This is a genomic window from Draconibacterium orientale, from assembly GCF_900111425.1.
GTDB classification, from domain to species: domain Bacteria; phylum Bacteroidota; class Bacteroidia; order Bacteroidales; family Prolixibacteraceae; genus Draconibacterium; species Draconibacterium orientale.
Genome location: NZ_FOHT01000004.1, coordinates 21,058 through 45,884, shown reverse-complemented (window position 1 = coordinate 45,884; position 24,827 = coordinate 21,058). Strand labels below are relative to the sequence as shown.

General features: G+C 40.1%; 37 protein-coding genes. 35 read left to right on the top strand and 2 right to left on the bottom strand.

Going from position 1 to position 24,827, the window contains the following annotated elements; all coding sequences use genetic code 11:
- Positions 1 to 61 precede the first annotated feature (61 nt).
- Positions 62 to 739: a response regulator transcription factor gene (locus tag BMW53_RS03750; RefSeq protein WP_038558966.1), complete on the bottom strand. Its 678-nt coding sequence runs from the start codon at positions 737 to 739 to the stop codon at positions 62 to 64.
- Positions 740 to 831: 92 nt separating this feature from the next.
- Between BMW53_RS03750 and BMW53_RS03745 the strand changes: the two genes are divergently transcribed.
- The 35 genes from BMW53_RS03745 to rplQ all read left to right on the top strand — a co-directional run bounded on the left by BMW53_RS03745 (position 832) and on the right by rplQ (position 22,594).
- Positions 832 to 1,122, top strand: coding sequence for a hypothetical protein (locus BMW53_RS03745; RefSeq protein ID WP_038558969.1), 291 nt, complete (start codon positions 832 to 834; stop codon positions 1,120 to 1,122).
- Positions 1,123 to 1,187: 65 nt separating this feature from the next.
- A complete protein-coding gene (locus tag BMW53_RS03740; RefSeq protein WP_038558972.1) occupies positions 1,188 to 3,377 on the top strand; it encodes a peptidase domain-containing ABC transporter in 2,190 nt (729 codons plus the stop codon).
- Between the two features lie 20 nt (positions 3,378 to 3,397).
- Complete coding sequence (locus tag BMW53_RS03735) at positions 3,398 to 4,699, top strand: HlyD family secretion protein (RefSeq protein WP_038558975.1); 1,302 nt, start codon at positions 3,398 to 3,400, stop codon at positions 4,697 to 4,699.
- A 626-nt stretch (positions 4,700 to 5,325) separates the two neighbouring features.
- On the top strand, positions 5,326 to 5,700 hold the full coding sequence (rpsL, locus tag BMW53_RS03730; RefSeq protein WP_038558978.1) for a 30S ribosomal protein S12: 375 nt from the start codon (positions 5,326 to 5,328) through the stop codon (positions 5,698 to 5,700).
- Positions 5,701 to 5,836: 136 nt separating this feature from the next.
- Positions 5,837 to 6,313, top strand: a complete 477-nt coding sequence (rpsG, locus tag BMW53_RS03725) for a 30S ribosomal protein S7 (RefSeq protein WP_038558982.1) — start codon at positions 5,837 to 5,839, stop codon at positions 6,311 to 6,313.
- 39 nt (positions 6,314 to 6,352) lie between these two features.
- Positions 6,353 to 8,467, top strand: a complete 2,115-nt coding sequence (fusA, locus tag BMW53_RS03720) for an elongation factor G (RefSeq protein WP_038558985.1) — start codon at positions 6,353 to 6,355, stop codon at positions 8,465 to 8,467.
- A 19-nt stretch (positions 8,468 to 8,486) separates the two neighbouring features.
- On the top strand, positions 8,487 to 8,792 hold the full coding sequence (gene rpsJ, locus BMW53_RS03715) for a 30S ribosomal protein S10 (RefSeq protein ID WP_038558987.1): 306 nt from the start codon (positions 8,487 to 8,489) through the stop codon (positions 8,790 to 8,792).
- 22 nt (positions 8,793 to 8,814) lie between these two features.
- Positions 8,815 to 9,444 carry a 50S ribosomal protein L3 gene (gene rplC, locus BMW53_RS03710; RefSeq protein ID WP_038558990.1) on the top strand — a complete coding sequence of 210 codons (630 nt, stop codon included), beginning with the start codon at positions 8,815 to 8,817 and terminating at the stop codon, positions 9,442 to 9,444.
- Positions 9,435 to 10,064 (top strand): 50S ribosomal protein L4, encoded by a 630-nt coding sequence (gene rplD / locus BMW53_RS03705; protein ID WP_038558993.1) that lies wholly within the window; start codon positions 9,435 to 9,437, stop codon positions 10,062 to 10,064. Before rplC ends, rplD begins: the two co-directional genes overlap by 10 nt.
- Before the next feature lie 13 nt (positions 10,065 to 10,077).
- On the top strand, positions 10,078 to 10,368 hold the full coding sequence (gene rplW, locus BMW53_RS03700; protein ID WP_038558996.1) for a 50S ribosomal protein L23: 291 nt from the start codon (positions 10,078 to 10,080) through the stop codon (positions 10,366 to 10,368).
- Positions 10,369 to 10,390: 22 nt separating this feature from the next.
- Positions 10,391 to 11,215: a 50S ribosomal protein L2 gene (rplB, locus tag BMW53_RS03695; protein WP_038558999.1), complete on the top strand. Its 825-nt coding sequence runs from the start codon at positions 10,391 to 10,393 to the stop codon at positions 11,213 to 11,215.
- A 16-nt stretch (positions 11,216 to 11,231) separates the two neighbouring features.
- Positions 11,232 to 11,501 (top strand): 30S ribosomal protein S19, encoded by a 270-nt coding sequence (gene rpsS / locus BMW53_RS03690; protein WP_038559002.1) that lies wholly within the window; start codon positions 11,232 to 11,234, stop codon positions 11,499 to 11,501.
- Between the two features lie 26 nt (positions 11,502 to 11,527).
- Positions 11,528 to 11,947 carry a 50S ribosomal protein L22 gene (rplV, locus tag BMW53_RS03685; RefSeq protein WP_038559005.1) on the top strand — a complete coding sequence of 140 codons (420 nt, stop codon included), beginning with the start codon at positions 11,528 to 11,530 and terminating at the stop codon, positions 11,945 to 11,947.
- A gap of 5 nt (positions 11,948 to 11,952) precedes the next feature.
- Positions 11,953 to 12,669 carry a 30S ribosomal protein S3 gene (gene rpsC, locus BMW53_RS03680; protein ID WP_038559008.1) on the top strand — a complete coding sequence of 239 codons (717 nt, stop codon included), beginning with the start codon at positions 11,953 to 11,955 and terminating at the stop codon, positions 12,667 to 12,669.
- 28 nt (positions 12,670 to 12,697) lie between these two features.
- Positions 12,698 to 13,120, top strand: coding sequence for a 50S ribosomal protein L16 (gene rplP, locus BMW53_RS03675; protein ID WP_038559011.1), 423 nt, complete (start codon positions 12,698 to 12,700; stop codon positions 13,118 to 13,120).
- Between the two features lie 13 nt (positions 13,121 to 13,133).
- Entirely contained in the window at positions 13,134 to 13,337 is a 204-nt protein-coding gene (gene rpmC / locus BMW53_RS03670; RefSeq protein ID WP_038559015.1) for a 50S ribosomal protein L29, read from the top strand.
- A 7-nt stretch (positions 13,338 to 13,344) separates the two neighbouring features.
- Positions 13,345 to 13,608 (top strand): 30S ribosomal protein S17, encoded by a 264-nt coding sequence (rpsQ, locus tag BMW53_RS03665; RefSeq protein WP_038559018.1) that lies wholly within the window; start codon positions 13,345 to 13,347, stop codon positions 13,606 to 13,608.
- A gap of 2 nt (positions 13,609 to 13,610) precedes the next feature.
- Complete coding sequence (gene rplN / locus BMW53_RS03660; RefSeq protein WP_038559021.1) at positions 13,611 to 13,976, top strand: 50S ribosomal protein L14; 366 nt, start codon at positions 13,611 to 13,613, stop codon at positions 13,974 to 13,976.
- 17 nt (positions 13,977 to 13,993) lie between these two features.
- Positions 13,994 to 14,317, top strand: coding sequence for a 50S ribosomal protein L24 (rplX, locus tag BMW53_RS03655; RefSeq protein WP_038559026.1), 324 nt, complete (start codon positions 13,994 to 13,996; stop codon positions 14,315 to 14,317).
- Positions 14,317 to 14,874, top strand: coding sequence for a 50S ribosomal protein L5 (gene rplE, locus BMW53_RS03650; protein WP_038559032.1), 558 nt, complete (start codon positions 14,317 to 14,319; stop codon positions 14,872 to 14,874). Before rplX ends, rplE begins: the two co-directional genes overlap by 1 nt.
- A 2-nt stretch (positions 14,875 to 14,876) precedes the next feature.
- A complete protein-coding gene (gene rpsN, locus BMW53_RS03645) occupies positions 14,877 to 15,146 on the top strand; it encodes a 30S ribosomal protein S14 (protein WP_038559037.1) in 270 nt (89 codons plus the stop codon).
- Positions 15,147 to 15,167: 21 nt separating this feature from the next.
- Entirely contained in the window at positions 15,168 to 15,575 is a 408-nt protein-coding gene (gene rpsH, locus BMW53_RS03640) for a 30S ribosomal protein S8 (RefSeq protein ID WP_038559042.1), read from the top strand.
- A gap of 15 nt (positions 15,576 to 15,590) precedes the next feature.
- A complete protein-coding gene (gene rplF, locus BMW53_RS03635; RefSeq protein ID WP_038559047.1) occupies positions 15,591 to 16,145 on the top strand; it encodes a 50S ribosomal protein L6 in 555 nt (184 codons plus the stop codon).
- A 21-nt stretch (positions 16,146 to 16,166) separates the two neighbouring features.
- Complete coding sequence (gene rplR, locus BMW53_RS03630) at positions 16,167 to 16,523, top strand: 50S ribosomal protein L18 (protein WP_038559052.1); 357 nt, start codon at positions 16,167 to 16,169, stop codon at positions 16,521 to 16,523.
- A 6-nt stretch (positions 16,524 to 16,529) separates the two neighbouring features.
- Positions 16,530 to 17,045, top strand: a complete 516-nt coding sequence (rpsE, locus tag BMW53_RS03625; protein ID WP_038559055.1) for a 30S ribosomal protein S5 — start codon at positions 16,530 to 16,532, stop codon at positions 17,043 to 17,045.
- A 7-nt stretch (positions 17,046 to 17,052) separates the two neighbouring features.
- Positions 17,053 to 17,235 carry a 50S ribosomal protein L30 gene (gene rpmD, locus BMW53_RS03620; protein ID WP_038559058.1) on the top strand — a complete coding sequence of 61 codons (183 nt, stop codon included), beginning with the start codon at positions 17,053 to 17,055 and terminating at the stop codon, positions 17,233 to 17,235.
- Between the two features lie 89 nt (positions 17,236 to 17,324).
- Positions 17,325 to 17,771: a 50S ribosomal protein L15 gene (gene rplO, locus BMW53_RS03615; RefSeq protein ID WP_038559061.1), complete on the top strand. Its 447-nt coding sequence runs from the start codon at positions 17,325 to 17,327 to the stop codon at positions 17,769 to 17,771.
- A 6-nt stretch (positions 17,772 to 17,777) separates the two neighbouring features.
- Positions 17,778 to 19,109 carry a preprotein translocase subunit SecY gene (secY, locus tag BMW53_RS03610; protein WP_038559064.1) on the top strand — a complete coding sequence of 444 codons (1,332 nt, stop codon included), beginning with the start codon at positions 17,778 to 17,780 and terminating at the stop codon, positions 19,107 to 19,109.
- 61 nt (positions 19,110 to 19,170) lie between these two features.
- Positions 19,171 to 19,392, top strand: a complete 222-nt coding sequence (gene infA, locus BMW53_RS03605) for a translation initiation factor IF-1 (RefSeq protein WP_038559066.1) — start codon at positions 19,171 to 19,173, stop codon at positions 19,390 to 19,392.
- Between the two features lie 68 nt (positions 19,393 to 19,460).
- Positions 19,461 to 19,577: a 50S ribosomal protein L36 gene (gene rpmJ, locus BMW53_RS03600; RefSeq protein WP_074780216.1), complete on the top strand. Its 117-nt coding sequence runs from the start codon at positions 19,461 to 19,463 to the stop codon at positions 19,575 to 19,577.
- A gap of 25 nt (positions 19,578 to 19,602) precedes the next feature.
- Positions 19,603 to 19,980, top strand: a complete 378-nt coding sequence (rpsM, locus tag BMW53_RS03595) for a 30S ribosomal protein S13 (RefSeq protein WP_038559069.1) — start codon at positions 19,603 to 19,605, stop codon at positions 19,978 to 19,980.
- A gap of 12 nt (positions 19,981 to 19,992) precedes the next feature.
- On the top strand, positions 19,993 to 20,382 hold the full coding sequence (gene rpsK, locus BMW53_RS03590; RefSeq protein ID WP_038559072.1) for a 30S ribosomal protein S11: 390 nt from the start codon (positions 19,993 to 19,995) through the stop codon (positions 20,380 to 20,382).
- A gap of 18 nt (positions 20,383 to 20,400) precedes the next feature.
- Positions 20,401 to 21,009, top strand: coding sequence for a 30S ribosomal protein S4 (gene rpsD / locus BMW53_RS03585; RefSeq protein ID WP_038559074.1), 609 nt, complete (start codon positions 20,401 to 20,403; stop codon positions 21,007 to 21,009).
- A 19-nt stretch (positions 21,010 to 21,028) separates the two neighbouring features.
- On the top strand, positions 21,029 to 22,021 hold the full coding sequence (locus BMW53_RS03580) for a DNA-directed RNA polymerase subunit alpha (RefSeq protein WP_038559077.1): 993 nt from the start codon (positions 21,029 to 21,031) through the stop codon (positions 22,019 to 22,021).
- A 6-nt stretch (positions 22,022 to 22,027) separates the two neighbouring features.
- Positions 22,028 to 22,594 (top strand): 50S ribosomal protein L17, encoded by a 567-nt coding sequence (rplQ, locus tag BMW53_RS21590; RefSeq protein ID WP_038559080.1) that lies wholly within the window; start codon positions 22,028 to 22,030, stop codon positions 22,592 to 22,594.
- 138 nt (positions 22,595 to 22,732) lie between these two features.
- On the opposite strand, the gene BMW53_RS03570 is transcribed toward rplQ, so the two are convergent.
- Positions 22,733 to 24,808, bottom strand: a complete 2,076-nt coding sequence (locus tag BMW53_RS03570; RefSeq protein WP_139178014.1) for a sensor histidine kinase — start codon at positions 24,806 to 24,808, stop codon at positions 22,733 to 22,735.
- Positions 24,809 to 24,827 lie beyond the last annotated feature (19 nt).

Here is a 24,827-nt window from a genome sequence, read left to right as displayed (position 1 = left end):
ATGAAAAAAAACACACTGTTTTGTGTCTTTGAGTCTTTGTGTTTAATCTTCACAATAATCATTATTCTGTATCGAATTTATAGCCAACGCCGTAAATGGTTTTTATATAATCGGTGCACCCTTTTTTTATTAGTTTTTTACGCAGGTTTTTAATGTGTCCGTAAATAAAATCGTACGAATCGGCAATGTCCATATAGTCGCCCCAAAGGTGCTGTGCTAAACCTGTTTTGGTAATTACCTTGTTTTTGTTGGCCACAAAAAACTGAAGCAGCTCGTACTCTTTTTTAGTGAGTTGCAGTTCGTTGTCGTTTACGAAAACCTGGTGCGAATCGGGAAGGATTTTTATTTCGTTAACGAGAATATGATTGTCGCCATCGAAATTTATACGCCGGTTTATCGATTTCAGGTGGGCGTTTAACTCGGCCAGGTGAAAAGGTTTGGTGAGGTAATTGTCGGCACCAATTTCAAGTCCTTCAATTCTGTTTTCCACCGAATCGCGTGCCGAAATAATAATGATCCCCATTTTTTTATTGTCTTTTTTTACCTGCCGGATAAGATCGAGCCCGCTGCCGCCCGGTAAATTAATATCCACCAGAATACAATCGTACGAATGCAACTCGATGTTTTCTGCTGCCGTGTTGTAATCGTAGGCAGTTTCGCATACGTAACCTTCTTCGGTCAGGTACTGAAAAATGGCGTCGGATAAGGCTATTTCGTCTTCAATGATAAGAATTTTCATCTATGCTTGTTTTCAATTTGCAATATAATAACTTTTAATGCTTGTGGTGTTATTTATTCCCGATGAGTTGGTTTTTATGGTTATCTTGCGCTATGCTAAAAAATAAACTTTGTTGCCGTATTTATCCGGTAGTAATTATTTTGGTTTCAGCCTTTATTTCTGCTGCCATCTTTTATTTCAGGGATGAAGTGGGCCAATTTCGTTTTCTGACTGAAAAGGGAGCATTTTTCGATTTTTTGGGAATAAGTATGGTGATTGCTGTGCTTCCGGTTGCGCTGTTTTATTATTTAACCGAGAAAGAACGGTTTCAGGATTCTACACGGCCATTATCGTTGCTTGGTTTTGTACCCGCTTTGGTTTATCTGGCCTTCTTCTTATTCTAAATTGAACCTGAAAGTCTATATCTAAACATAAATTTTTTTCTATCTTTCCGCAACAAAATTAAGTTATGTCGAAGTTCCCGTTTTATCAGCAGTTTGATGCAATGGATTGCGGCCCTACCTGTTTGCGTATGGTGGCTAAATACTACGGGAAGCATTATACCACCGAGTTTCTTCGCGAGAATTCCTATATCACCCGCGAAGGTGTGTCGTTGTTGGGAATCAGTGATGCTGCCGAAGCAATCGGAATGCGCTCGATGGGCGTGAAAATTACTTTTCAGCAATTAAAAAACGAAGCACCACTACCGTGTATTGTGCATTGGGGGCAGGAGCATTTTGTTGTTGTACATCAGTTTAAAAAAGGGAAAGTTTGTGTGGCGGATCCGGCTTTTGGGCGGATTGAATACTCCGAAAAAGAGTTTTGCGAAAAATGGATTTCGACCGTTTCGGGTGGTGAGGAAAAAGGCATTTGCCTGCTTTTGCAACCTACACCCGATTTTTATCAAAGCGAAGACGACAAAGTTAAACGTACCGGTTTTCAGTTTGTATTTAATTACCTGAAACCCTATAAAAAACTGGTTATTCAGTTAATTCTTGGTTTCCTTCTCGGAAGTTGTATTCAGCTGGTATTGCCGTTTTTAACGCAAAGTGTTGTTGATATCGGTATTAATAATCAAGACATTGGTTTTATTTATCTGGTATTAATCGCACAATTGGTGTTATTTATAAGCCGAATGTCGGTAGAGTTTATTCGCTCGTGGATTTTGTTACACATTAGTACGCGCATTAATATTTCTATTATCTCCGATTTCCTCATTAAATTGATGAAATTGCCATTGGGCTTTTTCGATTCAAAAATGATTGGTGATATTTTGCAGCGCATTGAAGATCACGATCGGATTGAGCGCTTTCTTACGGCGCAGTCCATTGGCGTGTTGTTCTCGGTTTTTAGTTTGGTGATTTTTGCCATTGTGCTGGCCATTTACAGCTGGACGATATTCTTGATTTTCATTATTGGTTCGGCTCTGTATTTCGTGTGGATTTACATTTTTATGAAACGCCGCCGAGAACTCGATTTTAAACGTTTCAGCAAGCTGTCGGAAAATCAGAGTAAGCTTATTCAGATTATTAACGGAATGCAGGAGATTAAACTGAACAACTACGAAAAGCAAAAGCGCTGGGAGTGGGAGCGTGTTCAGGCCGGGCTGTTTAAAGTAAGTGTAAAAAGTCTTTCGCTGCAGCAGTATCAGGATGCCGGTTCGGTATTTATTAATGAAACAAAAAATATTCTCATCATAATCATTTCTGCCACGGCAGTGGTTAATGGCGAATTAACCCTTGGTATGATGCTGGCTATACAATATATAATAGGGCAGTTAAATACACCTTTGCGCCAGTTGATTAATTTTATGCACACCGCACAGGATGCCAAGATTAGTTTGGAGCGCCTGGCCGAAATTCACGAGAAAAAGGATGAAAGTGAAGCCGGTAAGTCGTATGTGAGAAATCTGCCTGAAAATAAAGGAATAACGATTAGCGATTTGGTTTTTCAATATGAAGGGCCACGTTCGCCAAAGGTTTTAAATAATATCAATCTCGAAATTCCGGAAAAGAAAACAACTGCAATTGTGGGAACCAGCGGCAGCGGGAAAACCACATTAATAAAATTGTTGCTTGGCTTTTACCCACCGGTTGCCGGCGATATTAAAATAGGTGGAACACGCCTGGCAAATTATTCACCGCAAATGTGGCGCGACAACTGCGGCGTGGTAATGCAAGACGGTTTTATATTTTCCGACAGTATTGCAAAAAATATTGTGGTGAATGATGAATTGGTTGATCAGGAGCGCTTGCTGAATGCCGTCAAAATGGCGAATATTCAGGATTATATTGAAGCTTTACCGTTAAGCTACAATACAAAAATAGGACAAGAGGGAGTTGGGTTAAGCCAGGGCCAGAAGCAACGAATACTGATTGCCCGCGCAATATATAAATCGCCTGAATACCTGTTTTTCGACGAGGCAACCAATGCGTTGGATGCCAATAATGAGAAAATGATCATGGAAAACATGGACAAATTTTCGGCAGGAAAAACTGTTGTTGTGGTGGCGCACCGTTTAAGTACGGTAAAAAATGCCGATCAGATTGTGGTGCTCGATACAGGGGAAATTGTAGAGCGCGGAACCCACGAAGAACTGATTGCAAAACAAGGAAAATATTATCAACTGGTAAAAAATCAGTTGGAGTTGGGGAATTAATGGCTAATGACAAGTGACCAATGGCTGATGACAAAAAAATAGAGATCCGTTCCGGCGAAGTGCAGGAGATACTTGGCGGAGTTCCGTCGCGCATTGTGCGATACGGAATTCTTGTGTTTGTGGCTATTTTTTCGCTGATCATTATTTTTAGCTTTATTTTTTATTATCCCGATATTTTGCGCTCCAATATTGTGGTTACCACCGAAAATCCACCGGCTACACTGGTTGCCCGTGCAACAGGTAAAATCGAGAAGTTATTTGTGGAGGATAAAGATCGGGTGGCAGCCGGACAGACAATAGCTTTAATCGAAAACCCGGCAGATTATAACGATGTGCTGGAATTGGAGCAAATGATAGACAAAGTTCAGCCGGCTTTTGATACGCTTAATTTCACCGTTTCGCAACGTTTTAATAAAAGCCTGCAGTTGGGAACTGTGCAGGAGTATTATTCGCAGTTTTTAACCCGCTACGAGGAGCTGAATGAATTCTACCAACGTAACTATTATATTTTAAAAGAGGAATCGTATAAAGAGCAGTTAAAAAATGCCCGGATTTTGTACGACCGCCTTTGGGAGCAAAAAGTGGCTATTGATAAAGAATACCAGATTAAACAACGGAATTATGAACGCCAGAAAAAGCTCTTGGCCGGCGAAGTGGTTTCGTCAACGGTTTTGGAGCAGGCCGAATCGGAAATGTTGAGTAAAAAATCGGAGCTTGATGGAATTCGCTCAACTTTGGCCGAAAAGCAAATCGATATCAGCGAGCTGGATCAGAAAATTATTGAAAACGAAAAAGAATACCACGATTTTAAAATCCAATACGAATCGGCGCTGATTGAGGCTTTTAATAACCTGAATAGCCAGGCCAGCGATTGGTTTCTGACTTATGTATTGCGATCGCCAATTGATGGGGTAGTTACCTTTAATAAATTTTATGCCGAAAACCAGAATATTACTGAGGGCGACCGTGTTTTAACCATTGTGCCCGAAGATGTGGGCGAGGTAATCGGGAAAGTGGAGTTGCCTGTTCGTGGATCGGGGAAAGTAAAAGAGGGGCTGGATGTAAATGTAAAATTCGACAATTACCCGTACATGGAATACGGTTTGGTCCGGGGTAAAGTTAAAAGCGTTTCGCTGGTGCCCGAAGACAGTTTTTATATGGTTGAGATTACTTTTCCCAATGGTTTGGTTACCAACTACGATAACAAACTGCAAATGCAAAGCCAATTAATGGGGCAGGCCGAAATAATTACCGAAGATTTGCGTTTGATTCAGCGAATTTTTAATCCTTTAAAAGCACTTTGGAAAGAGCGGGTGAAGTAAGTGCGGAGTTCAGAGTTCAGAGTAGTCTCGTTAGTGCTGTTTTGTAATCTGCTGAAATGGCCTTGGAAAGAGCAGGTGAACTGGAAAATTGAACGGATTGGTTTAATCCCAAAAATTTCATGCTTACAAAATCGAAATTCCATAACTACGTTTTTCCAATTTCATGCTTACGATTTTTTTTCATAGGCATGAAATTTATGCCTCTTGCAAGGCAGTGGTGATAAGGGGTGCAGAAATGCCAGTTAAACCTGCGAAAATACATCGTATCAGTGCAAAAGGATCTCAACTGAGAGCTATTAAAATAGAACGGTATTGCCTCTTCAATTAAATAAATTACAAATCTGCGCCAGCGAGAGAATATGCTTACTGTATTTTGTTTATTGCCTATTTTCTTTGAGTCGCTTCAGTCTTCTAACTTCCCTCTGCTTCAATTCATTCCAATCTTAATTTTTTCAAAAAAAAGGTAGAAACCTATTGTTCTTAAATAATAATTCGTACTTTTGCGAGCCGTTTTTAGGGGAAAAGTGTGCTTTTCCGTCTCGAAACGATTGATAATTAAGGATTTTTGCATAATTTTGCAGTCCATTTTGGATAATGATTATTAACTATATAAAAAACAGGTAGTTATGCCAACTATTCAACAGTTAGTTAGAAAAGGAAGACAGACTAAAGTTGAGAAAAGTAAATCTCCGGCTTTAGATTCATGCCCACAACGTCGTGGAGTATGTGTTCGTGTTTATACCACTACACCAAAGAAACCAAACTCGGCAATGCGTAAAGTTGCAAGGGTAAGGTTAACCAATGGTAAAGAGGTGAATGCTTACATTCCTGGTGAAGGCCACAACCTTCAGGAGCACTCAATTGTGCTTGTACGTGGAGGTAGGGTAAAAGACCTTCCGGGTGTACGTTATCACTTAATTCGCGGTGCGCTGGATACTGCGGGTGTTGAAGGACGTTTACAACGTCGTTCGAAATATGGTGCAAAAAGACCGAAAAAATAAGAAAAGTAAAAAAGAGTAATTAACTACGTTATTTTCAGTGGTTTGGTTGAGTAAGGGATTCTCTCTATTGTCTTCCGGAGATGAACTGAAGACCGCCTTAGGGCAGCCGATTTAGATAACACTAAAAAGTTTTAAAATGAGAAAGTCGAAACCAAAGAAGAGGATCCTTTTACCGGATCCAAAATTCAACGACACTTTAGTAACCAGGTTTGTAAACGACCTTATGGTTGATGGTAAAAAATCAACAGCATATGCTGTGTTTTATGAAGCCATGGATATGGTAGAGAAACGCATGAAAGATGCTGAACAATCACCTCTTGAAGTTTGGAAAAAAGCATTGGAGAACATTACTCCAAATGTTGAGGTTAAGAGTCGCCGTGTAGGTGGTGCTACTTTCCAGGTGCCGATGGAAGTTCGTCCGGAAAGAAAAAACGCCATCAGTATCAAAAACATGATTTTGTTTGCCCGTAAACGTTCGGGAAGATCTATGGCTGATAAATTGTCTGCTGAGATCATTGCTGCTTTCAACGAAGAAGGTGGAGCATACAAAAGAAAAGAAGATACACACAGAATGGCCGAAGCTAACCGTGCATTCGCACACTTCAGATTCTAGGATAGTTTAGTAAAATTGGTAATAGAAAATAGGTTAAAAATGGCTAAACAAGATCTGAAATATACCAGAAATATTGGTATTATGGCGCACATCGACGCCGGTAAAACCACTGTATCAGAACGTATTCTGTTTTATACGGGTTTGACTCACCGAATTGGTGAGGTGCACGATGGTGCCGCTACCATGGACTGGATGGAGCAGGAGCAGGAAAGAGGTATTACTATTACTTCGGCTGCAACGACTACATTCTGGAAGCACAATGATATTGAGCATAAAATTAACATTATTGATACTCCGGGACACGTTGACTTCACTGTTGAGGTTGAGCGTTCGCTGAGGATTTTGGATGGTACTGTTGCTTTGTTCTGCGCTGTTGGTGGTGTAGAAGCTCAGTCTGAAACGGTATGGCGTCAGGCTGAAAAGTACGGCGTTCCTCGTATTGCTTTCGTAAACAAAATGGACCGTCAGGGTGCCGATTTCTTTAACGTTTACAACGAGATTAAAGAAAAGTTAGGCGCTAACCCGGTTCCTATGCAAATTCCTATTGGTGCTGAAGAAACTTTCGAAGGGGTAATCGACCTTGTAGAAATGAAGGCTATCCGCTGGGAAGACGACGGAGCAAACGGAACCAAATATGTTCTGGATGAAATTCCTGCTGATTTAGTTGAACAAGCTGAAGAGTGGAAAGAAAAGTTAGTTGAATCGGTAGCAGAAGTTGATGACGCAATTTTAGAGCGTTACTTCGAAGACCCGGATTCAATTACCAAAGAAGAGATGTTGGCTGTTATCCGTAAAGCAACGCTGGAAGGAGTAATCATTCCAATGATGTGTGGATCGGCCTTTAAAAATAAAGGTGTTCAGCGTTTGCTGGATGCTGTTTGTGAGTTCTTACCATCGCCGCTTGACAAAGAGGAAATTGTTGGTATAAACCCATTAACAGACAAAGAAGTTGTACGTCATCCGGATGCAGATGAGCCTTTGGCTGCATTGGCATTTAAAATTGCTACCGACCCATTCGTAGGTCGTTTGGCATTTATTCGTGTGTACTCAGGTACATTACATGCCGGCGATACGGTTTACAACTCGCGTACAGGTAAAAAAGAGCGTATCTCGCGTTTGTTCCAGATGCACTCGAACAAGCAAAATCCAAAAGACTCTATTTCTGCCGGTGATATTTGTGCCGCAGTAGGTTTCAAAGATATTCGTACAGGTGACACACTTGGCGATCTTAAAAACCCTGTTGTTCTGGAAAGTATGGACTTCCCTGAACCGGTAATTGGTATCGCTATTGAGCCTAAGTCGCAAAAAGACGTTGACAAACTGGGTAACGGTTTGGCAAAACTGGCTGAAGAAGATCCTACATTCGTTGTAAATACCGACGAAGATTCAGGTCAGACTGTAATCCGTGGTATGGGTGAACTTCACCTCGAAATTTTGGTTGACCGTTTGAAACGTGAGTTCAAAGTTGAATGTAACCAGGGAGCACCTCAGGTTGCCTACAAAGAAGCAATTACCGAATCTGTTGAATTACGCGAGGTATTCAAGAAACAGACTGGTGGTCGTGGTAAATTTGCCGATGTTATTGTAAAAGTAGAACCTGCTGAAGAAGGAAAAGACGGTTTGGAATTTATCGATGCTGTAAAAGGTGGACGTATTCCTCGTGAATTTATCCCTTCAGTTGAAAAAGGTTTTAAAGATGCATTGTCAAATGGTCCGTTGGCAGGTTTCCCTGTTGACAGCTTGAAAGTAACACTGCTCGACGGTTCGTTCCACCCTGTGGATTCAGACCAGTTATCGTTCGAGATTTGTGCGCGTCAGGCATTTAAAAGTGCTGCATCGAAAGCTAAACCAGCGCTTCTTGAGCCAATTATGAACGTTGAGGTTGTAACTCCAGAGGAGTACATGGGTGATATTATTGCCGACCTTAACCGTCGTCGTGGCGAAATTGCAAGCATGGATAGCAAGGGTAACGCAAAAGTAATCGAAGCTAAAGTTCCACTGTCAGAACAATTTGGTTACGTAACAGTATTGCGTACACTTTCTTCGGGGCGTGCTACTTCATCAATGGAATTTAGCCATTATGCAGAAGTTCCACGTAGCCTTGCTGAGAAAGTATTGGCAGATTGTAATGGAAAAGTTGATTTATTAAAATAATTTATAACAATTTTCTCTTATGAGTCAAAAGATCAGGATTAAGCTTAAATCGTACGATCACAACTTGGTAGACAAGTCGGCTGAGAAAATCGTTAAAACAGTAAAAACTACTGGTGCTGTAGTAAGTGGTCCTATTCCACTTCCTACTCACCGTCGAGTTTTCACCGTTTTACGTTCGACCTTCGTAAATAAAAAATCGAGGGAGCAATTTCAGTTGTCATCTTACAAACGTTTGATCGACATTTACAGCTCAACCGCTAAAACAATCGACGCACTAATGAAGCTGGAGCTTCCAAGTGGCGTTGAAGTAGAAATTAAAGTTTGATAATTTAAAGTAGTCGAAAAAAATGGCTGGTATTATTGGAAAAAAAATCGGAATGACATCCGTATTCAGTGTTGAGGGGAAAAACATCCCATGCACTGTGATTGAGGCCGGACCTTGTGTAGTTACACAAGTGAAAACGGCAGAGACCGACGGCTACGAAGCGCTTCAGTTAGCTTATGGCGAGAAAAAAGACAAGCACGCCACTAAAGCTGAAGTTGGCCACTTTAAAAGGGCTGGTGTTTCACCAAAGCGCAAAGTAGTAGAGTTTCATAACACCTATCAGGAAGAGTTTGAACTCGGACAAGAAATTGACGTAAGCATTTTCAATGAAAAAGATTACGTTGATATTGTTGGAGTTTCAAAAGGTAAAGGTTTTCAGGGGGTAGTAAAACGTCACAATTTCCGTGGTGTTAACGATGCTACACACGGTCAGCACAACAGGCTGAGAGCTCCTGGTTCTATCGGTGCATCTTCATGGCCTTCACGCGTATTTAAAGGTATGCGTATGGCTGGTAGAGACGGTGGAAAAACAGTTACTATCGAAAACCTCGAAGTAGTAAAAATTATTCCTGAGAAGAATGTATTAGTGGTAAAAGGTTCGGTACCTGGAGCCAAAGGTTCATACTTAATTATTAGAAAACAATGGAACTAAGTGTACTGAATAAAGAAGGAAAAGAAACCGGAAAAAAAGTCACTTTAAACGACCAGATTTTCGGTATTGAGCCCAGCGACCACGCCATTTATTTGGACGTAAAGCAATATATGGCGAACCAACGCCAGGGTACGAGCAAGAGTAAAGAACGTGGTGAGATTGCAGGTAGCACCAAGAAGATTAAAAGACAAAAAGGTACAGGTACAGCACGTGCAGGTAGCATTAAGTCGCCAATCTTCCGTGGTGGTGGTACTATTTTTGGCCCACGTCCGCGTAACTACGGTTTCAAGCTGAACAAAAAAGTGAAGCAATTGGCCCGTAAATCAGCTTTAACTTACAAAGCAAACGAAAAGAGCATCGTTGTTATTGAAGACTTCAATTTCGAAGCTCCAAAAACAAAAGAGATGGTAGCATTGCAGAACAATCTGCAAATTGCTGAAAAAAAGGCACTTTTCGTTTTACCAACTGAAAATAATAATATATATTTGTCGTCGCGAAATTTGCAAGACGTATCGGTTGTAATTGCTTCAGAGTTAAGTACTTATCAGATTTTGAACGCAAAAGCCATTGTGCTTTGTGAAGGATCTGTTGCGAAAATTGAAGAAGCATTTAAACTTTAACGGATAAAAAAAGATGGAAATTTTAGTAAAACCATTAGTTACAGAAAAAATGACCGACCAGTCGGAACGTTTTAACCGTTACGGTTTTGTGGTAGCTCGCAATGCAAGTAAACCTGAGATTAAAAAAGCGGTTGAGAATCTTTATAACGTTTCGGTTGAAAGCGTTAACACCATGGTTTATGGTGGTAAAGTAAAATCGAGATATACCAAAGGTGGTATTATTACCGGTAAAACAGCAGCCTACAAAAAGGCTATTGTTACTTTGGTTGAAGGAGATAGTATTGACTTTTATAGTAATATATAATAGTATATAATTAATTAGTATTATGGCAGTAAGAAAACTGAAACCAGTAACTCCGGGTCAAAGGCACAAAGTAATCGGTGCTTTTGATACCATTACTGCATCTACACCTGAGAAATCATTGTTGGAGCCCATTAAAAAGTCCGGTGGTCGTAATAACCAGGGACGCATGACAATGAGGTATATAGGTGGGGGACATAAACGCAAATACCGTATTATCGACTTTATGCGCGAGAAAGACGGTGTTGCAGCTGTTGTCGATTCAATTCAGTACGATCCAAACCGTACTGCTCGTATCGCCCTTCTGAAATACGAAGATGGCGAAAAACGTTACATGATTGCGCCTAACGGGTTGCAAGTTGGCCAAACTGTAAAGAGCGGTACCGGAATCGAACCTGAAATCGGGAATTGTCTTCCCCTTGCTGAAATACCTCTGGGTACTTTGGTTCACAACATTGAACTTCACCCTGGACAGGGTGGGGTGATGGCACGTAGTGCAGGTGCTTATGCACAATTGACCTCACGTGATGGCAAATATGCAATTTTAAAATTGCCATCAGGCGAATCTCGTATGGTACTTACGTCCTGCAGGGCTACAGTAGGTACGGTTGGAAATACAGAACATAACATCGAGAAATCGGGTAAAGCCGGTCGCTCTCGTTGGTTAGGAAGAAGACCTCGTGTTCGTGGTGTTGTAATGAACCCTGTCGATCACCCAATGGGTGGTGGTGAAGGCCGAAACTCAGGAGGACACCCAAGATCTCGTAAAGGTTTGCTTGCGAAAGGTTATAAAACCCGTTCGAAGAAAAAAGCTTCCAACAAGTATATTGTAGAACGTAGGAAAAAATAGTAAAGAGGAATAAATTATGAGTCGTTCATTAAAAAAAGGCCCATTTATCGATTTCAAGTTAGAACGCAAAGTTTTAGCTATGAATGAATCGAACAAAAAATCGGTTGTGAAAACCTGGGCCAGAGCATCAGTAATTTCTCCTGATTTTGTAGGACACACTATTGCAGTACATAATGGAAACAAATTCATCCCGGTATATGTCACCGAAAACATGGTGGGACACCGTTTGGGCGAATTTGCTCCAACCCGTACATTCAGGGGGCATGCTGGTAATAAGAAAAGATAGGCATTAATATTTAAAAAGTAAGTACAATGGGTGCCAGAAAAAGACTAGCAGCTGAGAAAAGAAAAGAAGAGAAAAAACAACAATATTTTGCTGTTTTACGCAACTGCCCTACATCACCGAGGAAAATGAGGCTTGTAGCCGATATGATCCGCGGAATGGAGGTTAATAAAGCCTTAGATGTATTGAAGTATTCTTCAAAAGAAGCATCACGCAGGGTAGAGAAACTTCTGCTTTCAGCCATTGCCAATTGGCAGGCTAAAAACGAAGGAGTTCGTTTAGAAGAAAGTGAACTTTACGTATCACAAATCATGGTAGATTCAGGTCGTATTTTGAAACGTTTGCGCCCGGCTCCCCAGGGTCGTGCACACCGCATCAGAAAACGCTCGAATCACGTGACTATTTACGTAGATAGTAAAGAAAGTGTTGTTGAAGAAAACCTTAATTAATATTCATGGGACAAAAAGTAAATCCGATAGCAAATCGTTTGGGATTCATCAAAGGATGGGATTCAAACTGGTTCGGTGGTGATAATTACGGCGACAAACTGGTTGAAGACCAAAAGATCAGGAAATACCTGAACGCTCGTTTGGCCAAAGCCAGCATTTCAAGAATCGTTATTGAACGTACCTTGAAGCTGATCACCATCACCGTTCATACTTCTCGCCCTGGTATTATTATTGGTAAAGGCGGTCAGGAAGTTGACAAACTGAAAGAAGAATTAAAAAAGATTACCAAAAAAGAGGTTCAAATCAACATTTTCGAGATCAAACGTCCTGAACTTGATGCTAAGATCGTTGCAAATAACATTGCACGTCAGCTAGAGGGTAAGATTGCTTACCGCAGGGCAGTTAAGATGGCCATCGCTTCAACCATGAGAATGGGAGCCGAAGGAATCAAAGTATTGGTTTCAGGTAGGTTAAACGGAGCAGAAATGGCTCGTTCTGAAATGTATAAAGACGGCCGTACTCCGCTTCATACTTTGCGTGCAGATATTGACTACGCATTGGCAGAAGCATTAACAAAAACCGGACTTATTGGAATTAAAGTTTGGATTTGTAAAGGTATGGTATACGGAAATCGCGACCTTTCACCTAACGTTGGACAAAAGTCTGGACGTCCGGGTGGAAACAGAGGTGGTGGTGCAAACCGTAACCGTCGTAGAAAATAGTGGTTTAACACTCACAATCTAAAAAAGGATGTTACAGCCAAGAAAAGTAAAATTTAGAAGAGTACAGAAGGGTCGAATGAAAGGTAACGCTCAACGCGGAAACCAATTAGCATTCGGTTCATTTGGAATAAAGTCGTTGGAAGAATCGTGGCTTACCGGTAGGCAGATTGAAGCTGCCAGGGTTGCGGTAACACGTTATATGCAACGTCGAGGACAAATTTGGATACGCGTATTCCCCGATAAACCGATTACCAAAAAGCCAGCCGAAGTAAGGATGGGTAAAGGTAAAGGTGCTCCTGAAGGATTTGTTGCTCCGATAGCTCCGGGTCGTATTATTATTGAAGCAGAAGGCGTTCCTATGGAAACAGCAAAAGAAGCTTTAAGACTTGCCGCTCAGAAACTACCGGTAAAAACAAAGTTTATGGTTAGACGTGATTATGTTGAAGAATAAAATTAGGTGAATCATGAAAGTAAGTGAAATCAAAGAAATGGCGAGCAACGAAATCGTTGAACGTCTGCAGATTGAAAAAGAAAATCTTGTTCGCCTAAGATTGAATCATGCCGTGTCGCCGCTTGAAAATCCTAACAAGTTAAAGGAAACGAAAGCAACGATCGCACGTTTGAATACAATTCTTCGCGAAAGAGAATTAAACGAAAATCAGAAGTAATTCAACGATGGAAAATAAAGTAAGAAATCTCAGAAAAGAGAGAATCGGGGTCGTTGTTAGTGATAAAATGGATAAATCGATTGTGGTTGCCGAGAAACGTAAAGAGAAGCACCCAATCTATGGTAAGTTCGTTAACAAAACTACCAAATTCCATGCGCACGATGAGAAAAATGAATGCAACGTTGGCGATACAGTAAGGATTATGGAAACTCGTCCTTTAAGTAAAACCAAATGTTGGAGAGTAGTTGAAATAATTGAAAGAGCTAAGTAATCATGATACAACAAGAATCAAGATGTTCGGTAGCCGATAACAGTGGAGCAAAAGAAGTTTTAGTGATCCGTGTATTAGGCGGAACACGTAAACGATATGCTACATTGGGCGACACTGTAGTGGTTACTGTAAAAAGTGCACTTGCCGGTGGCGAGATGAAAAAAGGTACTGTATCACGCGCTATTGTTGTTCGTACGAAAAAAGAAAACCGTCGTCAGGACGGTTCTTATATTCGTTTCGACGATAACGCAGTAGTACTTCTCAACAACGCCGGAGAAATGCGTGGAACACGTATTTTCGGGCCTGTAGCACGTGAATTACGCGAGAAGAATATGAAAATTATCTCACTCGCACCAGAAGTATTGTAATAAGAAAAGAGCTCAAAATGCAGAAAAAGTTACACATAAAAAAAGGTGACACTGTGGTTGTGATCGCTGGAAACAGTAAAGGCCAAAAAGGGCGTGTACTGGAAGTGATCAGAAAAACCGACAGAGCAATAGTTGAAGGTGTTAACATGATGAAAAAGCATACCAAACCTAACGCGGAAGCGCCACAGGGAGGTATCATTGAACGAGAAGCACCGGTGCATATTTCTAACCTTATGTTGGTTGATCCTAAAACAGGTGAAGCTACACGTGTAGGAAAGAAATTGAATGATGATGGTAAATTAGTTCGTATTTCGAAAAAAACAGGAGAGGAGATTAAGTAATGGCTTACGTACCAACTCTTAAGAAGAAATATCAGGAAGAAATAATCCCTGCTTTAAAGAAAGAGTATGATTACTCTTCTGTAATGCAGGTTCCGAAATTAGAAAAGATCATCCTTAACCAGGGTGTTGGAGCAGCAATCGCCGACAAAAAACTGATCGACGTAGCCCAAACCGAAATGACAATGATCGCCGGCCAGAAAGCCGTACAAACTTTGTCAAAAAAGGATATCTCTAATTTCAAATTGAGAAAGAAAATGCCAATTGGCGTGCGCGTTACATTGCGTCGCGACCAAATGTATGAATTCTTGGATCGTTTAATTGCTGTGGCACTGCCACGTATTCGCGACTTTAAAGGTATCGAAAGCAAAATGGACGGCCGTGGAAACTACACTCTTGGCGTTCCGGAACAAATTATTTTCCCCGAGATCGTACTTGATAAAGTAAGTAAGATCAACGGAATGAATATTACCTTTGTCACTTCTGCAAAAACCGACGAAGAAGGTTTTGCTTTGTTGAAAGAATTAGGTTTACCATTTAAAAACGTTAAAAAGAACTAGTAATGGCTAAAGAATCAATGAAGGCACGCGAAGTAAAACGTGCAAAATTAGTTGAGAAATACGCCGAAAAACGTGCCCGACTGAAAGCAGAAGGCGACTGGGAAGGTTTGCAAAAACTTCCTAAAAACTCCGCCAAAGTACGTTTACACAACCGTTGTAAACTTAGCGGACGTCCGAAAGGATATATGCGCCAATTCGGTATCAGCAGGATTGATTTTAGGGAAATGGCATCAAATGGCTTGATTCCCGGAGTTAAAAAGGCAAGTTGGTAATCGTTAAAAGAAACTTGAAAAATGAGTAAAGTAACAGATCCAATAGCAGATTATCTGACAAGGGTAAGAAATGCAATTATGGCGAAAAACCGTGTAGTTGACATTCCTGCTTCAAATATTAAAAAAGAGATGACTAAACTTTTGAAAGAAAAAGGTTACATCTTAAACTACAAATTTGAAGAAGGTGTTGGCGTTCAGGGTAACATTAAAATTGCGTTGAAATACAATCCAGAAACAAAAGTATCTGCAATAAAAGCGTTAGAACGCATTAGTAAACCAGGTCTGCGTCAGTACTGCGACACAAACAGTATTCCACGTGTACTAAATGGTTTAGGCATAGCAATAATCTCTACCTCAAAAGGTGTAATTACCGATAAAGAAGCTCGCGAGCTTAAAGTAGGTGGAGAAGTTTTATGTTACGTGTATTAATAGGGAGGAACAGTCATGTCAAGAATAGGAAAATTACCCATTTCAATACCAGCAGGAGTAGAAGTAAAAGTTAACGAGAATATCGTTAGCGTAAAAGGTCCTCTGGGTGAATTGACTCAGCAAGTTGATCCGCTTATCGAAGTAGCTGTTGAAGATGCAACTATCGAGGTAAAAAGAAACGGCGAATCAAAACGCGAAAAGTCAATGCACGGACTGTACCGCTCTTTGATCAATAACATGGTGGAAGGCGTATCGAAAGGATACGAAATTAAGTTAGAGTTAGTAGGTGTAGGTTACCGTGCAGAAGTTCTGCCAGATAACGTACTTGACCTTGTATTAGGTTTTGCTCACCATACTTACCTGCAACTTCCAGCAGAAGTTAAAGTAGAGGCATTATCTGATAAACGTAGCACTCCGTCAGTGACCCTTAAAAGTCACGACAAACAATTAATCGGACAAGTAGCTGCCAAAATCAGATCATTCCGCAAACCTGAACCTTACAAAGGAAAAGGTATTAAGTTTGCAGGCGAAGTATTGAGGCGTAAAGCTGGTAAAGCAGCCGGTAAATAATTTTTAAAAAGATTAATTATTATGGCATTAACAAAAGTTCAAAGGCGAGCAAGAATAAAAAGTCGCGTACGCACAGTTGTTTCCGGCACAGCAGAACGTCCTAGATTAAGCGTTTACAGAAGTAACAAGCAAATCTACGTTCAGGTTATCGACGACCTGCAAGGAACAACTTTATTAGCAGTTTCATCATCAGATAAAGGTATTGCTGACGCCAGCGGTACAAAAACTGAAAAAGCTGCAATGGTTGGTAAAGCAGTTGCCGAAAAAGCACTTGCAGCCGGAATTACTGAAGTTGTATTCGACAGAGGTGGTAACTTATACCACGGTAGAGTAAAACAATTAGCTGACGCTGCCCGCGAAGGTGGCCTTAAATTCTAATACATTATGGCGAAAGTAAGTAATAAAGTAAAAACAAGCGACCTGGAATTAAAAGACAGGTTGGTAGCCATTAACCGTGTAACCAAAGTAACAAAAGGTGGACGTACGTTCAGTTTCTCTGCCATTGTTATTGTGGGCGACGAAAAAGGAATAGTAGGCTGGGGACTTGGTAAAGCAAGCGAAGTAACTACTGCAATTGCTAAAGGTGTTGACGCAGCTAAAAAGAACCTGGTAAAAATTCCGGTAATTAACGGAACTATACCACACGAACAAACCGCTAAATTCGGCGGTGCAAACATCCTGTTAAAACCTGCTTCGTCGGGTACCGGTCTTAAGGCTGGGGGTGCGATGCGTGCTGTACTGGAAAGTGCCGGTATTCACGACGTTTTGGCTAAGTCAAAAGGATCATCAAACCCACACAACCTGGTAAAAGCTACAATGACAGCTTTGACCGAGTTAAGGGATGCTTATACAGTAGCAGAACACAGAGGTGTTTCAGTTGAAAAAGTTTTTAAAGGATAACACAGTTATGGCACAATTAAAAATAACACAAGTAAAAAGTGGTATCGGTTCAACAAAACGCCAAAAAGCAACTTTGGAATCGTTAGGTTTGAAAAAACTGAACCAAACTGTTGTTCACGAAGCTACTCCTCAAATTGTTGGCATGGTTAACAAATTGAGACATTTACTGAGTATTGAAGAAGTTAAGTAATATTTCAAACTATTGAAATTATGAAACGGGTCTCGAGCACTCGAGACCCGTTCCATCTTATTCAATTGAATATAAAAATATTTAATAAGATGAATTTAAGTAACTTACAACCTGCAGAAGGATCGACTAAAACTACAAAACGAATTGGTCGTGGTCAGGGCTCGGGCCGTGGCGGTACATCAACTCGTGGTCACAAGGGTCAAAAGTCGCGTTCAGGTTACTCAAGAAAAATTGGTTTCGAAGGTGGTCAAATGCCTTTGCAACGTGTAGTTCCAAAAATGGGATTTAAAAACATCAATCGTGTTGAATACAAAGCAATCAACCTTGATGTACTTGAGAACCTCGCAACTAAAAAGAACCTGACTGTAATTGACAAAGAATCCTTGGTTAACGCAGGCATCGCGTCGAAAAACGACAAGATCAAAATTCTTGGCGGAGGTACTTTAACTAAAAAATTAGAAGTTAAAGCCGCTGCATTTTCAAAAAGCGCGAAAGAAGCAATAGAAAAATTAGAAGGAACAACCGAAATAGCTTAAACCGCAATGAAACGATTTATTGAGACCCTAAAGAATATTTATAAGATTGAAGATCTAAGATTCAGAATTGGAACAACACTGTTTTTCCTGTTAATTTACAGGTTAGGATCGTTTGTTTCGCTTCCGGGTATTGATCCGGCACAGTTACAAAACCTGCAAAGTCAGACTTCTGATGGATTGCTGGGATTGATTAACATGTTTTCGGGTGGTGCATTTGCACAGGCTTCTGTCTTTGCTTTAGGAATCATGCCGTATATTTCTGCCTCAATTGTTATCCAGTTAATGGGTATCGCAGTTCCCTATTTCCAGAGGTTGCAGAAAGAGGGAGAGTCAGGAAGAAGGAAAATAAATCAGATTACACGTTATTTAACCGTGTTAATTCTGATTCCGCAGGCATCGGCATATCTCACCAATTTACACATGCAGTTACCCGATTCGGCTTTTGCAATGCAAGGAATATGGTTTAACGCCCCTTCCATTGTGATTTTAACAGCCGGGTCGATGTTTGTGTTATGGTTAGGAGAACGTATTACTGATAAAGGAATCGGTAATGGTATCTCGCTAATCATTATGATTGGTATTATTGCCCGTTTACCAATGGCCGTGGTTCAGGAATTTGGATCGCGAATCAATGGTGGAGGTTTAGTAATGTTCCTGGTAGAGTTTGTTATCCTGTTTATCGTATTTATGGCATCTATTGCCTTGGTGCAGGGAACCCGTAGGATTCCGGTACAATATGCGAAACGAATTGTTGGTAACAAACAATATGGCGGAGTACGTCAGTACATCCCTCTGAAAGTTAATGCCGCAGGTGTAATGCCTATCATTTTTGCGCAGGCAATTATGATGGTGCCTATTACAATTGTTGGTGTTGCAAATTCTGAAAATCTGCGTGGTGTGGCGGCTGCCTTATCAAACATCACAGGTTTTTGGTATAATTTAACACAATTTTTATTAGTGGTAGCTTTTACGTATTTTTACACCGCTATTACTATTAACCCAACCCAAATGGCAGAAGATATGAAGAAAAACGGTGGTTTTATTCCCGGGGTTAAACCTGGAAAGAAAACGGTAGATTTTCTTGATACGGTTATGTCGCGTATAACATTGCCAGGTTCTATTTTCTTAGGATTGGTAACTATTATGCCAGCCTTTGCCATGATGATGGGAATCAGCCAGTCGTTTGCCCTGTTTTACGGTGGTACATCGCTGCTAATTCTTGTTGGTGTTGTGTTAGATACCTTACAGCAGATTGAAAGTCACCTGTTGATGCGCCATTACGACGGTTTGATGCAATCAGGCCGGATTAAAGGTCGTCCGGGACTCGGAGGAATGTAAGACAAATTGTAAAAGAGATATTTAGTATAAACTTATTCAAAAAAAATTAAAAGAGAATTTTATGGCAAAACAACCTTCCATAGAACAAGATGGAACAATTATAGAAGCATTATCAAACGCAATGTTTAGGGTTGAACTGGAAAATGGTCATGTAATAACAGGGCACATTTCAGGAAAGATGAGAATGCATTATATTAAAATTTTGCCAGGGGATAAAGTTAAAGTCGAAATGTCTCCTTACGATTTAACTAAAGGTAGAATTACGTTTAGGTACAAAAACTAAAGATTGTATATGAAACGAGTCCCGACAAACGTCGGACATCGATACAAAAAATTAAAAAAATAATTAAGATGAAAACTCGTGTTTCAGTTAAAAAACGTAGCGAAGACTGCAAAATTATACGCAGAAAAGGACGTTTGTATGTGATTAATAAAAAGAACCCTAAGTTTAAACAACGTCAGGGTTAATTAATCTTTTAAAAAGAAGAATTTTATGGCACGTATAGTAGGTGTTGATATTCCAAGTAATAAAAGAGGTGAGGTTGCACTTACCTATATTTATGGTATTGGCCGCAGCAGAGCCATCACAATCCTTGAAAAAGCAGGTGTAGATAGTAACCTGAAAGTACAGGATTGGAATGACGAAGATTTAGCAGCTGTACGTGAAGTTATCGGTGATAACTTCAAGGTAGAGGGTGAGCTAAGATCTGAAGTTCAGATGAACATTAAGCGTTTAATGGATATTGGTTGTTACCGTGGTATCCGTCACCGTATCGGTTTGCCGGTTCGCGGACAGAGCACAAAAAACAACGCACGTACCCGTAAAGGAAAACGTAAAACTGTTGCTAACAAAAAAATGGCCACTAAATAAGGAATTTGAGTTATGGCAAAAAAAACAGGATCAAGTAGAAAGAGAACTGTGGTTGTTGAAGCCAATGGTATGGCTCATATCCACTCGTCTTTCAACAATATTATTGTTACGCTGACAAACATGAACGGAGAGGTGATCTCTTGGTCGTCGGCTGGGAAAAAAGGATTCCGTGGTTCGAAAAAGAATACTCCTTATGCTGCGCAGGTAGCTTCAGAAGAGTGTGCTAAAACTGCTTATGACCTTGGACTACGTAAAGTTAAGGTATATGTTAAAGGACCTGGTAACGGTCGTGAATCAGCAATCAGAGCTATGGCTACCATTGGTATCCAGGTTACTGAAATTATTGATGTAACACCGCTTCCGCACAACGGTTGCAGGCCTCCTAAAAGACGTAGAGTTTAATTTTAAAACGAAAAGGAAATGGCAAGATATAGAGGACCAAAATCTAAAATCGCTCGTAAATTCGGAGAACCTATCTTCGGACCGGATAAAGTTTTCGAACACAAAAACTACCCTCCGGGGATGCACGGTTTAGCGTCGAAAAGAAGAAAAGTTTCGGAATACGGGCAACAGTTAAAAGAGAAACAAAAGGCAAAATATACTTACGGTGTATTAGAAAGACAATTCCGCACACTTTTCAAAAAAGCGCAAGCTTCTAAAGGTGTTACCGGTGAGGTTCTTCTTCAGTTGTTAGAGTCTCGTCTCGACAACGTAGTATTCCGTTTGGGTATTGCTAAAACACGCGCTGCGGCACGTCAGTTTGTATCACACAAACATATTACGGTTAACGGAAAATTAGTAAATATTCCATCGTACACGGTTAAGTCTGGCGACGTTATTGGTGTTCGCGAGAAATCAAAATCGCTGGAAGAAATTACAGGCTCATTGCAATCGCGCAGAAGCTCACAGTACGAATGGTTGGAATGGGACGGCGCTCAAATGGCCGGAAAATTTCTGAACCGTCCGGAACGTGAAGAAATTCCAGAAAACATCAAAGAGCAACTAATCGTAGAGTTGTATTCAAAATAATAAAATTACTTAGAATATTATGGCAATATTAGCATTCCAAAAGCCTGACAAGGTAATAATGTTAGAATCCGATGACAAGTTCGGACAATTCGAGTTTCGTCCCCTGGAACCGGGATACGGTATTACAATTGGTAATGCACTTCGTCGTATTCTGTTATCGTCGTTGGAAGGCTATGCAATTACAACTGTTAAAATTGAAGGTGTTGACCATGAGTTTTCTACGATTAAAGGAGTTATTGAAGATGTAACTGATATTATCCTTAATCTGAAGCAAGTTCGTTTTAAAAACGAGGTGGAAGATTTTGACAGCGAAAAAGTATCTATTTCAATTACCGGTCAGGAAGAATTTACTGCCGGCGATATTAACAAATTTATGACCGGTTTCAGAGTACTGAATCCTGAGTTGGTAATTTGCAGAATGGAGCCCGATGTAAAAATTCAAATGGAATTGCAAATCAGCAAAGGACGTGGTTACGTTCCTGCTGTTGAAAACAAGCCGGTTGAAGAAGAATTTGGTGTAATTCCGATCGACTCGATCTACACACCAATTAAAAAGGTAAAATACGCCGTTGAAAACTATCGTGTTGAGCAAAAAACCGACTACGAAAAACTAGTTCTGGATATTGCTACCGATGGTTCGGTTCACCCAAAAGATGCATTAAAAGAAGCAGCTAAAATTCTGATTTACCACTTCATGCTATTCTCGGATGAAAAGATCACTCTTGATACGGATGAGAAATTTGCAAACGAAGAGTTTGATGAAGAAGTACTGCATATGCGTCAGTTGTTGAAAACCAAACTGGTTGATATGGATCTGTCGGTTCGTGCTTTAAATTGTTTGAAAGCTGCGGATGTAGATACATTAGGCGACCTGGTTACCTACAACAGAAACGACCTGCTGAAATTCAGAAACTTTGGTAAAAAATCGTTAACCGAATTGGATGACCTTTTAGATAACATGGGACTGAATTTTGGAATGGATATTTCCAAGTATAAACTTGATAAGGAGTAAAAGGCAATGAGACATAATAAGAAATTTAATCACTTAGGCCGTAAAGCGCCACATCGTAAAGCGATGTTGGCAAACATGGCAAGTTCACTTATCGCGCATAAGCGGATTTCAACTACTGTTGCAAAAGCGAAAGCATTGCGTATGTACGTTGAGCCATTGATTACTAAGGCAAAAGAAGATACTACACACTCGCGCAGGGTAGTTTTTAGCTACCTGCAAGACAAAGATGCTGTATCGGAATTGTTCCGCGAAGTAGCTGTTAAAGTTGCTGACCGTCCGGGAGGATACACTCGTATTCTTAAAACCGGTAGCCGTTTAGGCGACAACGCCGATATGTGTATCATCGAGTTGGTTGACTTCAACGAAGCTATGTTGGCTGCAAAAGAAGAAGCTGCTGCACCTAAAAAACGTCGTTCGCGTCGTGGTGGTGCTAAAAAAGCTGACGCTACTGCACCTGTTGCAGAGGCAGAAGTTGTTGAAGAAGTTAAAACTGAAGAAGCTCCGGCTCCTGAAGATGCAACTGAAGAGCCTAAAGCTGATGCATCAGCTGACGAAGCAAAGAAAGAAGACTAATAATTTTCTTTACCATATTGAAAAGCCGGATTGCATTTGCAGTTCGGCTTTTTCAATTTTATAGAGTGTCAACTGGTTGATAATTGGAATGTGTGAGTGAAATCCTGAAAAATACTTCTGCCTCCGAAACCGCTTTCCCTATTCAGGTATTATAATTCTCAATTTTATAGCAGTCCCGGTCGGATCAATATCATCAATTGAAAAATTAATTTTATATCCATGGTATTTCTCAAATAACTGATAGAACTCATTCATAATATTAACCCCATTTCCTGAGTTGGTTTGATATACGGACGCTGCTTTTCGTCCCATGCCATTATCTTCTATAGTGATTGATATACCTCGAGAAACAGATTTAACGCTGATTCTAAGGCGACCGCCAGCCTTAGTGTTGCGAAAACCATGTTTTATGGCGTTCTCAACATAGGTATGGATACACATTTTAGGCACCTGAAAATCAAGATTCACCTCCGGGTCAATCTCAAATATTGCTTTAAAGCAATTTTTAAAACGATGTTCCTGAATACTCACGTAGTCCTTAGTAAATTGAATCTCATCTTTTAAAGAGCGTTTCACCTCTTTCGCATCATTCATCACCCGCTGTATCATACGCGAATTAAGTGATAAAAAGTCGTACGCTTCGTCTGATTTATTTTCGTTAATCATCAAAGCCACTGAATTCAACGCATTAAACAAAAAATGTGGATTCAACTGGTTTTTCACCGAATTAAACTGAAGCTCGATTAATTGTTTTTCGGTATTGCATTTTCTTTCAATAATTGTTTTTTGAAAATAAAACATTAATCTTATCAGACCCGAAACGGAAATGAACAGAAATAGATAAATTAAGTACAGAAGGAAATACATTTTGTTTCTGGAATATTCTAAAAAGATAAATCCTCCCACGGTAGTAACCGCATGTTTAGTTATTTTCCCATTTTCATAAAACGGGTAGATTTTTAATCCATATTTTATTGGAAATGGGAATTCAAATTCAACCTGATCATTGGTTTCTTCATCATAGATTATAGCTCGGGATTTCATATCCCAAAAAAGCAACTCTGACGATCCATCTCCGCTAAAATCATAGAGAGTCGGAATGCTAAGAAGAGGATCTTCTTCTGGTTCGAGATGATCTGGTAACCGATAAATCCCTTTATCTAAACGAAGCCTTCCAATGTCTTTAATAATCAGATAGGGTATTTTATTAATCGTATTTAGATCAACTTCCAGATTTTCAGGATTAGAGATGTTTTTCCACTTTTTTTCTGATATTAACCGACCTTCCGTATTTAACAGCATAAGTCGCAGTGGCACACAGCTGGTGGAACGACAGTAATGACTCACTAAAAAAGTAGAATCATTGGTGTTGGGAATACACTTTGTTGAAGAATACCTGCCTTGCATTGGAATAGGATCAAATACAGGTGTCAGATTATAATCCAAAACAGTTACATAACTGCATGTGTCCGAAAGTATATTTCTATCGCTTGAATTATTCGGAGCGGAGGTTGTACATAGTATTTCAGTTGTGCCATCCATAAAAAAATCGACAAAATTGATAGCCTTTACTAACATGTGATCAGTGGGAGAGGCTGATAGTTTTAAAGATGGGAATTCAATCTTAAAAACCCCTCGGGGATACAATCCAAATCCGGCATCGAATACAAAAAACAGCTCATCAATCCCGTCACTATTAAAGTCGCCGAAGTGAAAGAACTCTGAAGCGTAGGCATAGTTTTCTCTCTTTCTCTCAAAAGTATTGAAATAATGATGATCGATTGATAACTGGAATGACTGCAAATTAATCGCATTGAAGAAAATTGAATCATTTCTCACCGAAAAGAATAACAATTCTTTTATTCCATCTTTATCAATGTCGAAGATACGTGGTGTTAAAGAATAATTCCAGTTTGAGCTATTATAATGATAATGATCCAATAGATTGCCATTGTTATCGTAAGCAACCAAATCCAATGTGTTAGTATGTGGGGCATTGAAACATCTGATTCGTTCGCTATTCCCGTCGCCGTCAAAGTCATCGACAAACCATAGTACGTCTTCTGTTGTATATCGATCTAAAGGATCGACCTTTACGTTATATCTTTTTATCGGCGCATCCCAAATCGAATACACCAAAAGGATTACCAACGCACCTACAAGTGCCGATTGCAGGTGCGTATTGGAAATGCTGTTTTTTAATTTGATTTTCACCTTGTGTTGGATTCTGGAT